This window comes from Enterococcus sp. AZ126 (assembly GCF_051714545.1).
Classification (GTDB): domain Bacteria; phylum Bacillota; class Bacilli; order Lactobacillales; family Enterococcaceae; genus Enterococcus_L.
Window position 1 is genome coordinate 1,661,787 of sequence record NZ_JBIOSB010000001.1, and the last position, 13,255, is coordinate 1,675,041.

The following is a 13,255-nucleotide window of genomic DNA, read 5'->3' on the forward strand; positions in this document are numbered from 1 at the left end:
TAATCGCTGAATTAATTTTCTCTAATTTCTTTGACGAATAAAGAACTCAATAACTGATAAATAATTTCTTTATTCCCATATTTATAAATTTCCGTATTCAAATCGCTCTCAATTATGGAACTGCTGATTTTTCCCAATAAATTTACTTGACTCGTTGGTATCGGATCTGGCGCCAATAATAACAATATCCGCGTCAGCTCAATACTTTTCTTATCCATTCCTTGAATTAGATATGAGCAATCCAAATCATAAATTGCAAAGTAGGGTTCTATAACATTAGCGGTCACTGTATGAAACAGTGCAAAATTTGTATTGGGAATGCCGATCGGTGCCACTAAATAACGCTCGATCACACGTGATGTAACCTGTTTTGCATCCTTTACAATTGTTCCTGACAGGCTTTCAATAAGTTCGGCTAAAGTCGCCTCAATCGTTTCTTGCCCTTTGATTTGTTTTACGTCGAAGGCTCTTAATAAATTATTCGCAACACGCATCGTTTCATATATTTCATCAAAGGTTTCGCTACTTTCCAAGAGGTCATTTGACTTTAATTTAAGCACTTCTTCTGGTTGAATGTCTCTGATATAATCTTTGATCTCACGAATTTCATCATCCAATAATAATGGTGAAATCACCTTATAAGATAATTCAAAACCTGGTAAAAAGACTGTAGATAGTATCAAATCATAGTCATTAAAATTTAAATGATTCATCTCTGAAATCTTGGCAGCACGAACTTTTTGAATTTCTGGTACGTATTTATTTAAACGGCTTTCTAAAATTCTAGATGTACCAACGCCGCTGGAGCATAAAACCAAAGTACTTAGTTTTTTACCTGAAGGATACCTTTCTAAAGACGTGGCAAAATGGATCACTACATATCCTAGTTCATCAAAGGTAAAATTATGTTGAGTAAAGATTTGCGCTAGTTTTTCAGTTACTACTACAGTCAAATTTTTATATTTATCCATTACTTTTCTTAGTACGGTATTATTATTACCTTGAATCACAGTTAAACTTCGTTTTAAAGCCGCTGTCATATGCGCCAGTAAATCGATAAACAATTGCTCATCTTTATAAAAGGAATAACCAGTATCTTCAGCGACTAATCGAATCAACTCCCGCGTTTTATAAGAAAGTTCTACATCAAAACTATCAATAAAGATATTATGTGGTTTTTTATAATTGACGCCCTCTAACTGATGAGCTAGAAAACGAACTTCTTGACTGGTAATATTTTTTTCTACTTCTGTAGCAACTTTCACCATTATTTGACTGGCCAGCTGCATGCTTTCTGGTTTGGGATTTTCTTTGATATCACTTTCAATCATGTGACCAATTTTAATACGATCGATTGATAAGGCCAAAATGATCAAGATCCGCTGCATTTGATTATCAGCCACTCGTTCAAATAAACTCGCATTAACGGTGTCAAAAATACTTTCTGCTTGATGCAAACTTTCTGTCGACAACAAAGTAAAAAAATAATTTTCAGTCGTCTGATCCGAATGGTCCAAAAAATTAAAAAAATCATATTCGCTGATTCCGTTATAAATTAGATTACTCAACAATTGACGCCGCTCGTTCTCCCGTCCAACGATACGAATGCCACGACCTTTTAGACGAATCAACTCCAATCGATAGCTAGCCAAGCTTATTTCAATTGTTTGCAAATCGTTTGTAATCGTTGTTGTGCTTACCGCAAAGTCATAGGATAACGCTTCAATAGTTTCTTCTTCATCTTCCAGTAATAAAGAACAAACTATTGCACTTTGTCTCATTACATTGTCGGTAAACCAATCTTTTTCACCATTATCTAAATTTTTTAATAGTTTATTTAAATCTTTCGAATCACCTACGATTCGATAACCAGCACCACGCGGTTTAATAATTTTTACATCTAACACTTGTATCGTTTTTTCAAGACTGGCAATTTCACGATAAATCGTCCGTTTTGAAACTTGCAATAGATCTTGTAATTCAGTTAGAGCTACGCCATTAGGATATTCCAACAACAACGCCAGAATTTTTTTTTCTCGAACCGAAAAATACACTTTTCCCCTCACTCCTCACGCTAACTAAGCAGATAAAAAGGTAGGACCAAGCTTGTGTAAAAACGTTACACTTGTCAGCTTAGTCTCCCTTTTTAAAAATCAACTTAGAAAGTATGCATTTATGTTTCTAGCTTAATACGGTTCGGAGAAAAAAACTACCTCTTTGATAAATGTTCGATTAATTCGTCATATTTTTCTGACACAACTAAATCTTTTACGGAAAGATGGACCGCACTTGGTGCTTGTTTTTCAGCTGCGGCTGTATCTTTATCTAGAGTAATGATCATTGACTTCATTTCATCGTCTAACTCTCCGATTGAAACTACTGTTACTGGATAATCTAGGCTTTTATCCTTCAACAGCTTTTTAAGGATAGTTGAAGCCATATAAGCAGAACCTTTATTATCTTGATAAGCTACAACCAAATGATTCACGTTATGATAATCAATCAACTCAGATGCTTTATCATCACTGACAGCTGGAACTATTGCTGATTCTGTTTTTTCCGTATCCGTTAAACCATCAATGATTTCATCATAGCGAGGTGAGTTCATAAAATTTTCTACAGAAACAAAGAGTGCACTAGGTGCCTTTTGTTTTGCCCGATCATGTAATTCTTCTTGCGTTACGATTAATGCATTAGAATCATCATTTAAATTGTTAATTGCAGAATTAGAAACGGGAAGTTTCAAACCGGCTTTCTTCGCTTTATTCCGCAAAATTGAAGCCCCCATTGCTGAAGAACCCATTCCAGCATCACACGCAAATATAATTTTATTGATATTACCTAGATCATCTGTTTTAGTTTCAACTGTTGATGAATGACCTGTTTGGTTTTTCGCTGTGGCTTTTGCCTCCGCTACAGCTGCTTGACTTGCTAATAAATCTTCTTCTTTTTTATCCGCTTTAATAATGATACTGGCAACTAGGAAAGACACAATTGTAGCAACTACTATTCCGGCAATATTCGCAAAATATGCGCCTTGAGGTGTCAAAGCCAAGATTGCTAGAATCGAACCCGGTGAAGCTGCCGCTTGTAACCCTGCACCTAATAGTGTGAAGACAAACGTTCCAGATACTCCACCAGCTATTACTGCCAAGAATAATAAAGGTTTCATCATTACATACGGGAAGTAAATTTCATGAATCCCACCCAAGAATTGTATGATCATTGCACCAGGAGCGGAAGATTTAGCTGCCCCTTTACCAAAAATCGTAAAGGCCAATAAAACACCTAAACCAGGACCAGGGTTTGTTTCTAATAAGAACAGAATTGATTTACCAGCAGTAGCTGCTTGTTCAGCGCCCAACGGTGTCAAAATTCCGTGATTAATCGCATTATTTAAAAATAATATTTTCGCTGGTTCAATTAAGATGTTTGCTAACGGCAATAAATGCATGTTAATAATTGCTTCTACACCTTGTCCCATTAATTCAGTTAGATAACTAACGATTGGACCAATTGCATAATTCCCTAAAATGGCTAAACCAAAACCTAATAACCCAGATGAAAAATTGTTTACTAGCATTTCAAAACCAGTTTTGATTTTATCAGCAAAGATATCATCAAATTTCTTAATGGTCCAACCACCTATAGGACCCATGATCATAGCGCCTATGAACATCGGTACATCTGCACCCACGATAACTCCCATCGTAGCAATCGCACCAACAACTGCACCCCGTTGTCCGTAAATCAATGAGCCTCCACTATAACCAATTAATAATGGTAGTAAATAAGTCAACATCGGACCAATCATCAAAGCTAAATGCTTATTAGGTGTCCAACCTGTCTCTAAGAAGAAGGCAGTTAATACCCCCCATGCTATAAACGCGCCGATATTTGGCATCACCATACTTGAAAGACTGGTCCCTAACTTTTGCACTCTGACTTTAATGCCCACTTTTTGACGAGTGTTCTCCATTCTCTGTTCCTCCTTATAATAACTTTTTCATACTATAATTGTAATCGCATTCAAGCATTTCGACAATCAATAGTAGATACAACTTTGGCACAAAGCTTTGTGCCATTTGTTCATTTTTTCTATTTCGAATTTACCTCTTCATTGAATTGTGTTTTAGCTATGTAAAATTACTTAATGATCACGTAAATCTTTTATGTAAATAGACGGAGATAATCGTTTAAGAAAATAAGTACAGTCCGGTTTAATTCTTCACTGAGAACGCTACAGAATCAAAACTATATAAGATCTTTTTCAGAATATACAAATAAAATGAGCCTAGGACATAACGCTGAAAGTTATGTCCTAGGCTTGTTTGAGGAATCCGAATAAACGGCGGGAGCAGAAGCGACTTCTTCTTATTTCTCGGAGTTAAATGCTTATGTCACAGCCTCACATGTAGAAGGTTTGATTAAAGAACAAGATATTTTTTTGTGATTTTAGAAAATTAAATCTGGTAAATAGACTTTATAAACACCAGAATTAAAATATGTTTTTAGAATATTTTCTTCATTAATTAAAACATTTGCTATATTTTGCTTAACTGGCTTACTGCTTCCAAAAATAGGTGCTTTATTTAGTGTTAAGCTACTTTGTTCCTCATCATTTAGAGAATAGAAAACTGTAACTTTATTTGATTTATCAGTATTCTTAAATTGTAGCGTCGCTGTTTTAGTTTCTGGATCAATTGATTCAAAAGCGACTGAAACAGCACTTGAAGAACTTCCCATACCAGCAATATTTTGATCAATAATTGTATTACGATCATATTTAGAAATAGTATTTTTAGAAATAATTTTTTTACCTTTTAAAGCTTCTGGCACATCGTTATCATCTAATAGCGGATAAACTGGTCGATCCGTTTCAACTGCTAAATAAATATCAGTATCGAATGGCAAACGGTCCAACTTATAATTTCTAGAGGAACCTGACGTATTTGATTGATTTAAAATAGTTCCATTTTCATCATAAGCAAGAATAGTAGATGTAAATCCTGATAACTCAAGACTATTTAAATTACCATCATTGTTCGTATCTGAAAAAGCGATACCTGACAAAGTTGCAAAGTTTTTTATGCCAAAGTAAAAATCATTCGTTTTTTTAAGTTTAAATCCTGTAATATCAAACATATCACCATAATAATTAACCACACCTAATTTATATGCGGGTAAAGAATTTAGTATGTCTGAGATTGATTGTAATTGATTGATTGTTTGTGTCATTTTTTTAGATTGATTTTCTTCAAGGACAGAATCGTAATCAACGTTATTAGATAATGCAGCTATTTTTGCCAGAGTATCTGCAAAGAAGTATAAACCTCTATTATCACGATTTGTATCAATATCACCTGTTCCAAATAATTCTGGATGATCTAACAATCCCTGAATATTACCGTTTATCAAAATTTCCACAATAGCTTCTAAACGTTTACGGTTATTAAGGATATCCCCTACGTTAAGATCAAAAGGCGAGCGAACAATTACATAAGCACCTGTTTCAAGAGAATCCATCCTAATTGCTTGGTCTTTCCTAACAGTTCTTAAATGTACACCGTCAGCCAGATCTACATTTCCATCTGAAAGAGCAGATCCAACAATATTGGAAATATCAATGTTATTCAGCACTCCTTCTTGAATCGCTTTAGAAAATTGTTTAAGGTTTAAGATCAACACCGTCTTACCATTAAGAATTTCTTCGTCAGCTTCTTTCACGCCATTAAAATTGACATCATTAAATGGCGTCACTGACATCGAGACTTTTTTGATTAAAGGTAAGTCTCTTTTTGTTATGAATTTCCCTGCATTAACAGTCACAGGATAAATATTTGAAATTTGTTTCCCTTCTGAATCAACAAGGTTATCTGGTGACTCATGAGTACTATATTGATCATTATTTTCATTATATTTAACGTAATAGGTTCCTTTTTTCAGTAAACTGAAATTATAATCTCCAGCAAAATTTGTCGTTGATGTTTTGATTGGGTTGTTACCGTTTTGAGCATCATTCATATCTTGGAAAAGTGTTACTTTTTGATTTTTTAATCCAATTTCAAATTTCTCTAGATCCATTTTTCCATTTTGATTAACATCTTGAAAAACTTTCCCATTAATTGTATATAGGGAAGCTGCTTCTGTTTTTGTAGTGTACCCCAGCAAGAAAGCCACTATAATTCCAATTGATAAAATTACTATTTTTTTATTCTTTTTCATCTTAAACTCCTTTTTTTAATGTATCTTTACCAAACCTTCTACCAATAATAGTATACACTATTTGTCAGATTTTTATATAGTTTATATTTTTTTAGATATTATATATCTAATTTATATCATTTAGATATCATCGTTGGATTTCACAAGCTATATTGCATTAAAAGCTGAACTCTCATTATTATGAATACAATTGTCCTAAAAGATATACTATAGCAGATACGTTTAACAATAACCGTAGCCTATATAAAGTAAAAAAATATTGTTATTGGTTGGTTATTTAGTTAGCTAAAAGCGTTGGAAAGAGCGTTATAAATGCTTCTGCTAGATTATTTTTATCTCTACATGAATGACTGATTTTTGGAAACGTATTTTGGTTCCATTTCCTTACATCAGATTCTGATCATTTACACATTTAACTACAACAAAATAGTAATCTCGTTTCAACTACACAAGATCACTTTTGATTACTTACTAATTTTGATACAAAAAGTTATCATTCTACTCTATACTTAAACCCAATGTTTGGGAAAAAGTTAAAAACACAGGAAAATTTTTCATATTTTTTTATCTAAATTATCCATTTGTTCTGTCTACTTTATTAGATATTATTCATCTTTTATCCCTAATCTTAGCTACTTACTAATTTACAAAAAAAAGAGGCTAGAAGATAACTCTACGAGTTGTCTTCTAGCCTTAAGGAATCTGAATAAACGGTGGAGGCAGAAGTGACGCCTTCCCACTAATATTCAAACTTAATTTGCATTCCATTTGGGTCTTGAATCGTGATTTGCTCATTTTCATTCACATACTCAACAGCCATTTCATCAAGTTGTTTGATGAAAAGCTCAATTGCTTTCCTAGATGGCAACTGGAATGTATACCAAGCTAGACCTAATTGATTTTCGCCAATTAGCGGCACATGTTCTCCATTCCAAGTGTTCGTCCCGATATGATGATGATACTCACCTGCAGCGAAGAATTTAGCGCGTCTGCCAAAATTTGATTTTAAAGAAAAACCAAGCTGTTCATAAAACGTCTCCGTCTCCTCTAAATCTGCGACCTGTAAATGAACATGTCCAATTCTTGATCCAGGTGCCATACCTAACCATTTTCTATCGGCTTGTGCGACGACAGCATCTCCATCCAGCTCTTCAGTGACACCAATGATTTCTCCATCAGCCCGAATATCCCATTCACTCATCGGCTTATCCCGATAGATTTCGATGCCATTTCCTTCTGGATCATTTAAATAGATTGCTTCACTGTAACCATGATCAGCAGCACCCAGCTCAATATTATTTTGCAATAGCCATAGTAAGCTATTGCCTAAATCTTTACGCGAAGGTAAGAGAAAAGCGGTGTGGTACAAACCTGTTGTCTTGTCTGTTACTACAGGATCAACAAGTTCTTCTAAAATCACGATTGCTTCTGAAGAATCCTGTGCACCTAAGAAAACCGTATTGTCTTCTTTTTTTAATAACACAAGACCAATCATTTTCGTATAAAAATCTGTCATTTTTTCCAGATTTTTTACTTTTAATTTTACTTGTTTTACGATTAGTTCTTTAGGTAATGTGACCACCATGCTTCTCTCCTCCATTTGCTTTAATTAGTTAAATTCTAGGAAACGTGCGCTATCTTCCATGTATTCTTTTTCGCCAGCTGGAGCTTCGATCGAACCGAAGACAAGTTGCGCTCTTAATTTCCATGGACTTGGAATTGACCATTCTTTTGCTACAGCTTCATCGATTACTGGGTTGTAATGTTGTAAATTAGCACCGATATTTTCTTGTGCTAATGCAGTCCAGACATTTGCTTGAGTCAACCCACTTGCTTGTTCTGACCACACTGGGAAGTTATCAGCGTACAATTCAAATTGTTCTTGTAAATTTTTTACAATATCCATATCTTCAAAGAAAAGTAATGTTCCAGTTCCAGCTGCAAAGCTTTGCAATTTAGCTTGTGTATTTGGGAAAGCATCTGCAGGTGTTAAAGGTTTCAATGCTTCTTCTGTCATTGCCCATAATTTTTTATGTGCATCACCGAATAAGAAAACCACACGTTGTGTTTGAGAGTTAAATGAAGTTGGACTTTCTCTAACAACTTCTTTGACTAATGCTGTGATTTCTTCTTGTGATTGTGGTAGATTATCTCCTAAAGCGTAGATTGAACGGCGTTTTTTTAATGCTTGAGTAAATTCTGTCATGTGTATTGCTCCTTTTCGATTCGAATTAGTTTTTAGATTACTTTCATAGTATATCGCCTTACTAAAAGTAAGTAAAGAGTTTTGACTTACTTTTTATAAGTTTTTTTTAAAATAAAAGAAAAAGCCTAAGACAAAGGGGTTCTTGTCTCAAACTTATTTCAGATCATTTAAATATCAAAAGTGCTACTAACGTAATAATTGCTGGAATACCTTGCTTCATCAGAATTGCTTTTGAAGACGTCAATCCGCCATATACGGCCGCAACGACTACACAGATAATGAAGAACATGACCACACTCCAGCTATTAACAGCAAAAAATGCGCCCCATAAAATTCCTGTCGCTAAAAACCCATTATATAACCCTTGATTCTTGAACAAAGCTTGCACTCTTTTATCCTCTAAAAATTCTTTATCCAATCCAAAACTACGTTGTGCTGCAGGTGATGTTGTTTGGAACATTTCTAAATATAAAATGTAATAATGTTCAACTGCAACGATAACAGCTAAAACTAACGGGATAGTATGCATCGATCTCGCCTCCTATTTCCACGTAGTAATATCAGTTGCTGGTAGTCGATATGAAGGATAACCTGCTTCATTTGCTTTCCCAATTGAAATAATCATTACAGGATAATAACGTTCTTTATCCATATCTAGCGCTTCAGCAATTTTTTCACGTTCAAAACCACCGATAGGATTGGTATCATAACCATATGCTCTTGCTACTAGCATTAAGTTCATCGCAGCTAATGCACCATCGATAATGGCCATTTCTTTTTTATCTTCTGTCGACATTTGTTCAAACAAAGGACTCAATACTTCTAATTGACGTTCTTTGACTTCTTGCGGCATTAAATTTTGTTCCACTGCTGTACCATAGATTTTTTCTGCATGCTCAAAGCTGTTTAAATCTCCAAAGATCACGATCATTGCAGCGGATGTTTCATTTTGCACTTTATTAAAACGAACAAGAGGCGCAATGGCTTCTTTTCCTTCTTCACTTTCAACAACTGTAAAACGCCATGGCTGCATATTCACAGAAGAAGGTGCTTTAACTGTATCGTCAATGATTTGCTCCATTTCTTCACGGCTGATTTTAACTGTTGGATCGTAATTGCGAATGGATCTTCTCCCTTTCATGATCGTGTCAAAATTATTTTCTTTATATGTGTTTTCCATTATATCCCTCATTTCTCTCTTTCGTTCGATTGTTTTCGAACATCAAAAATATATCACGCCCTAAGCAATATGTAAAGTAGAATGTTTATGTTATAATTTGTTTATGAAAAATAAAATGACCGATAACAACAACGATCCTGTTCTTCAAGCGTTACAAGCAGTCAGTGATCCCATTCGTTTGAATATCCTTACTTGCTTATTACTTGATGGTGAAAAACGGATAACCTCAGAAAAATATAATATTGTAAAATCCACTTTATCTCACCATATAAAATTGCTTAAGGATGCACAGCTGATTCAAGAAATCAAAATGGGGACAATTAAAACGTATGTTTTAAATAAAGACTACATTCAACGAGAATTACCTGGATTAATAGAACTGATTCACTTTAGAGCAGAGAAAACAAACAAATAGACTATCCTCAACAAGTGAATTTGATGAGGATAGTCTATTTCTTTAGTCTGCCATTTTGATGACGATTTTACCTACAGCATGGTGAGTTTCACTCAATGCGTGGGCATCATAAATACCTTTTCTAGAGAAAGGAAACACTTCTCCGACGATTGAAATCACTTTTCCAGAAGCCATTAAATCGGCAATTTCTTGTAATTGTTTGCCATTTGTTTGAAGCCAGATACTTTCAGCTTTAATATTTTTTTCTTTTGCCAACTCTTCATCTGCAATACCAACGATCGAGATCAAGCGTCCTGTATTTGGTTTTAGAACAGAAAAACTAGATTTTTGAATATCTCCACCCATCGTATCAAAGACTAAATCAATGTCTGTTAAAACTTCTGCAAAGTTAGTCGTACGATAATCAATCACTTCATCTGCACCCAATTTTTCTAGTAACTCATGATTTTTTTCACTAGCAGTCGTAATAACATACGCACCCGCTTGTTTAGCTAATTGAATCGCATACGTTCCAACACCACCAGCTCCAGCATGGATCAAGACTTTTTCGCCTTTTTGAAGTTTCCCATGATCAAAAAGTGCTTGTAAAGCAGTCAACCCAGCTAAAGGAACAGCCGCGGCTTCTTCAAAAGTCACATTTTCAGGGATTTTCGCTAATAAGTTATCATCAACGATCGTTTCCTCTGCATACGTTCCAAAACGTGTTGTTTCTGGACGAGCAAAAACCTTGTCTCCAACTTTCCAATCCGTTACACCGCTACCAACTTCTGTGATAACACCCGCAACATCCCAGCCTAAAATAATCGGAAATGGCCAGTCAAACATTTGTTTTAAATAGCCTTCTCTTAATTTCCAGTCAATCGGATTGATTGATGTTGCATGTTCTTTAACCAGTACTTGATGTTCTTTTAATCCAGGTAATGTTACGTCTTGTTCGGTTAATTCATCTTTGCTTCCGTATTGATTGATGACTACTGCTTTCATATTTATGATTCCTCCGTCTATTAAATAAAATGTGAACTCAGTATACTCCTTATTTTTTATTTAGGTAAAAAATATGCTTGTTAATAAGAAAGCAGATATGACTTTGACTATGTCCCTCAAAATCATACTTACTTTTCACTTAAAAAATATAGTAGCGTTTCAAACTTACTTTTTTGACCTATAATCAATGGAAAATAGAGGCAACTACATCTAAGAATGCATCGCAACAAATACTAATAATCTCTTATATTGATCTGTTTTTGGACCATGAACCTTTATATATATAAGTCACTACTTAAAATTAAAACTAACTATTTTATTTCTTTCGTCCTAATTTCGTAATATTTTTAATTTTGTTTTCGTCACTAGAATGTGCCAAGAATATTCAAATTAATTATTTAGTAACTTATTTATTTCTTTAAACCATTTTAATTATATATATTAACCAACTTAAGAAATACTTAGATATATTGATGTTGTAAAAAATAAATGGTATTCTGATTAATATAATTTTTATTTTAATTATAAAAGGAGGAATTCGATGAAAAGGTCTAATATGGTTGTTTTTTTAGGAATCATTATTTTGGGTGTTTGTGGAGGTACTTTTAATGACGCTTTTGCAACTGAGGAAAATAATTTTCCAGTAAAAACAGAAGTGGTTAGTGAGAACATTAAAACTTATCTTGAAAATAATTTGGCAGTATATCTAAACGGTATGTTAGAAATTGAAGGGACCTCAGATACCTTAAAAGATTATGTATTAGGCGTTCCATTTTCTTTATTGGACGAAAATACTTCTAGTAATTCCATTGTGTTTCCAGTCTTAAAAAATGAGTCAGTTGTTTACACATTTTTTTGAAAGATGAGAATGGGAAGTATACAACTAAGTTGTCGAAAATGTTAGTTGATGAATTGAATTTTTTGAAAAGGAAGGATTTTTCAAAAGGGATATCTTTAATTGCTTCTGAAAATGGAGATATTTATTATGAAAACGATGGAGAAATCACCTTGTTGTGGTCTAGCCCAGAAGCTTTATCAGAAGGAAATCAAACAGATCCAGAGAACGTCTTATTAGAAAAAGTAAAGAATTCAGATTTGGAGATCATTAATTTAAATGAGAGCTTAGAGTACAATGTTGATGGCATAAAGTTACGTTCTACTACAGTTGATAAATTTGGAACAAGAATTAATTGGAAAATATCAGAAACTCAAGGTGACGATAAATGGTGTATCGCTTATGCCGCAGCAATGATATTAAATAATAAAAATGATGCACGCCCCACAAAAGCTTCTGATATAGGTAAATGGGGTAAAAGAGGTAAAAATGTTGGTTTTACTGATGATGAGATGGTTAAGTATGCAAATACCAGAGGGGTTTATCCAAAGCTTTTATCTCGACCAACCACTTGGAGTGAAACTATAACTCAGCTTAGAAAAAGTAACGGAGTGTTAGGAGTTTGGGAATCACAGGTCCATACTTGGCATGCAATAGATATAACAGGAACTTATATGTCAGATACAGCAAATGGGAGAAAAAATGTATTTGTAATTTGGAATCCTTGGAGAACGTATGTAGAATTAATTGATGCTCCTACTAATAAACCTATAAAATATATTGCTAACTCAGATCGTACTTATACTTGGAGAAGGTCCATAACGAATTGGTAGAAAATAGTTTATGGCTAAATAAAAAGAGGCTTGTTAGAATGAGTGTCTTTTTCTACAATAATTAGTTTGAATAGGATATAGATGGAAAAATACTCTAAAATGCAGAAAAGAGGAAGTATGAAAAAAAAATTATTAATTATAGTGGTTTTAACTTGTTCTATACTAGCTTCTTGTGGACTCACTACTAATAATAGTGTTGAAAATAATACATTTTCTGGTGTATGGGTGTTAGATTCAGAGCAAGATAAAAAAATGACTATATCTAAAAATGAAGCTATGCTATATGATTTAAATTTGAAAGAATTGGGTTATGAGGATTACAAAAATATGTCGATCGAACGAGAAAGTTCTTCTGAGTTAATAATTATTTCGAAAAATAAAGAGACAAAGATAAGTATATATAAAAAAAAATCAGATGAACTAGAAGTGTACATCGCTGATAATAAAAGAGCGGGGGAAACACCACCTTTAAAATTCAAAAAGGGTTAAATAATCATAGTGAAGAAAATCGTTACTATTACAATAATGAGCGTATGAAAAAGAAATTGAACTGGAAAAGCCCTGTTCGCTCTTGAAA

At 33.9% G+C, this 13,255-nt stretch carries 12 protein-coding genes; 4 read left to right on the plus strand and 8 right to left on the minus strand.

What is annotated here, in order from left to right; genetic code table 11:
• Positions 1-11: 11 nt before the first annotated feature.
• From IGI43_RS07990 to IGI43_RS08020, 7 genes are all read right to left on the minus strand, one after another.
• Positions 12-2,054, minus strand: coding sequence for a BglG family transcription antiterminator (locus tag IGI43_RS07990; RefSeq protein WP_438757281.1), 2,043 nt, complete (start codon positions 2,052-2,054; stop codon positions 12-14).
• Between the two features lie 155 nt (positions 2,055-2,209).
• On the minus strand, positions 2,210-3,979 hold the full coding sequence (locus tag IGI43_RS07995; RefSeq protein WP_438757282.1) for a PTS mannitol transporter subunit IICBA: 1,770 nt from the start codon (positions 3,977-3,979) through the stop codon (positions 2,210-2,212).
• Between the two features lie 476 nt (positions 3,980-4,455).
• Entirely contained in the window at positions 4,456-6,225 is a 1,770-nt protein-coding gene (locus IGI43_RS08000) for an SdrD B-like domain-containing protein (RefSeq protein ID WP_438757283.1), read from the minus strand.
• A 739-nt stretch (positions 6,226-6,964) separates the two neighbouring features.
• Positions 6,965-7,810, minus strand: a complete 846-nt coding sequence (locus IGI43_RS08005) for a VOC family protein (RefSeq protein WP_438757284.1) — start codon at positions 7,808-7,810, stop codon at positions 6,965-6,967.
• 24 nt (positions 7,811-7,834) lie between these two features.
• Complete coding sequence (locus IGI43_RS08010; protein WP_438757285.1) at positions 7,835-8,431, minus strand: nitroreductase family protein; 597 nt, start codon at positions 8,429-8,431, stop codon at positions 7,835-7,837.
• A 163-nt stretch (positions 8,432-8,594) separates the two neighbouring features.
• Complete coding sequence (locus IGI43_RS08015; protein ID WP_438757286.1) at positions 8,595-8,960, minus strand: DUF1304 domain-containing protein; 366 nt, start codon at positions 8,958-8,960, stop codon at positions 8,595-8,597.
• A 12-nt stretch (positions 8,961-8,972) separates the two neighbouring features.
• Complete coding sequence (locus IGI43_RS08020) at positions 8,973-9,611, minus strand: nitroreductase family protein (protein ID WP_438757287.1); 639 nt, start codon at positions 9,609-9,611, stop codon at positions 8,973-8,975.
• Positions 9,612-9,726: 115 nt separating this feature from the next.
• Between IGI43_RS08020 and IGI43_RS08025 the strand changes: the two genes are divergently transcribed.
• Positions 9,727-10,026 (plus strand): ArsR/SmtB family transcription factor, encoded by a 300-nt coding sequence (locus tag IGI43_RS08025; RefSeq protein ID WP_438757288.1) that lies wholly within the window; start codon positions 9,727-9,729, stop codon positions 10,024-10,026.
• 42 nt (positions 10,027-10,068) lie between these two features.
• On the opposite strand, the gene IGI43_RS08030 is transcribed toward IGI43_RS08025, so the two are convergent.
• Positions 10,069-11,010, minus strand: coding sequence for an NADP-dependent oxidoreductase (locus IGI43_RS08030; RefSeq protein WP_438757289.1), 942 nt, complete (start codon positions 11,008-11,010; stop codon positions 10,069-10,071).
• 541 nt (positions 11,011-11,551) lie between these two features.
• On the opposite strand from IGI43_RS08030, the gene IGI43_RS08035 reads away from it, so the two are divergent.
• The 3 genes from IGI43_RS08035 (at position 11,552) to IGI43_RS08045 (ending at position 13,167) form a co-directional block, all read left to right on the plus strand.
• Positions 11,552-11,869 carry a hypothetical protein gene (locus IGI43_RS08035; protein WP_438757290.1) on the plus strand — a complete coding sequence of 106 codons (318 nt, stop codon included), beginning with the start codon at positions 11,552-11,554 and terminating at the stop codon, positions 11,867-11,869.
• 38 nt (positions 11,870-11,907) lie between these two features.
• Positions 11,908-12,678 (plus strand): C47 family peptidase, encoded by a 771-nt coding sequence (locus tag IGI43_RS08040; RefSeq protein WP_438757291.1) that lies wholly within the window; start codon positions 11,908-11,910, stop codon positions 12,676-12,678.
• A 117-nt stretch (positions 12,679-12,795) separates the two neighbouring features.
• Positions 12,796-13,167 carry a hypothetical protein gene (locus IGI43_RS08045; RefSeq protein ID WP_438757292.1) on the plus strand — a complete coding sequence of 124 codons (372 nt, stop codon included), beginning with the start codon at positions 12,796-12,798 and terminating at the stop codon, positions 13,165-13,167.
• Positions 13,168-13,255: the final 88 nt, after the last annotated feature.

Coding starts and splice junctions, on each gene's coding strand:
- IGI43_RS08000 (WP_438757283.1), bottom strand. CDS start 6,225: ATGAAAAAGAATAAAAAAATAGTAATTTTATCAATTGGAATTATAGTG.
- IGI43_RS08020 (WP_438757287.1), bottom strand. CDS start 9,611: ATGGAAAACACATATAAAGAAAATAATTTTGACACGATCATGAAAGGG.
- IGI43_RS08045 (WP_438757292.1), top strand. CDS start 12,796: ATGAAAAAAAAATTATTAATTATAGTGGTTTTAACTTGTTCTATACTA.
- IGI43_RS08015 (WP_438757286.1), bottom strand. CDS start 8,960: ATGCATACTATCCCGTTAGTTTTAGCTGTTATCGTTGCAGTTGAACAT.
- IGI43_RS08035 (WP_438757290.1), top strand. CDS start 11,552: ATGAAAAGGTCTAATATGGTTGTTTTTTTAGGAATCATTATTTTGGGT.
- IGI43_RS08010 (WP_438757285.1), bottom strand. CDS start 8,431: ATGACAGAATTTACTCAAGCATTAAAAAAACGCCGTTCAATCTACGCT.
- IGI43_RS08030 (WP_438757289.1), bottom strand. CDS start 11,010: ATGAAAGCAGTAGTCATCAATCAATACGGAAGCAAAGATGAATTAACC.
- IGI43_RS07995 (WP_438757282.1), bottom strand. CDS start 3,979: ATGGAGAACACTCGTCAAAAAGTGGGCATTAAAGTCAGAGTGCAAAAG.
- IGI43_RS08025 (WP_438757288.1), top strand. CDS start 9,727: ATGACCGATAACAACAACGATCCTGTTCTTCAAGCGTTACAAGCAGTC.
- IGI43_RS08005 (WP_438757284.1), bottom strand. CDS start 7,810: ATGGTGGTCACATTACCTAAAGAACTAATCGTAAAACAAGTAAAATTA.
- IGI43_RS08040 (WP_438757291.1), top strand. CDS start 11,908: ATGTTAGTTGATGAATTGAATTTTTTGAAAAGGAAGGATTTTTCAAAA.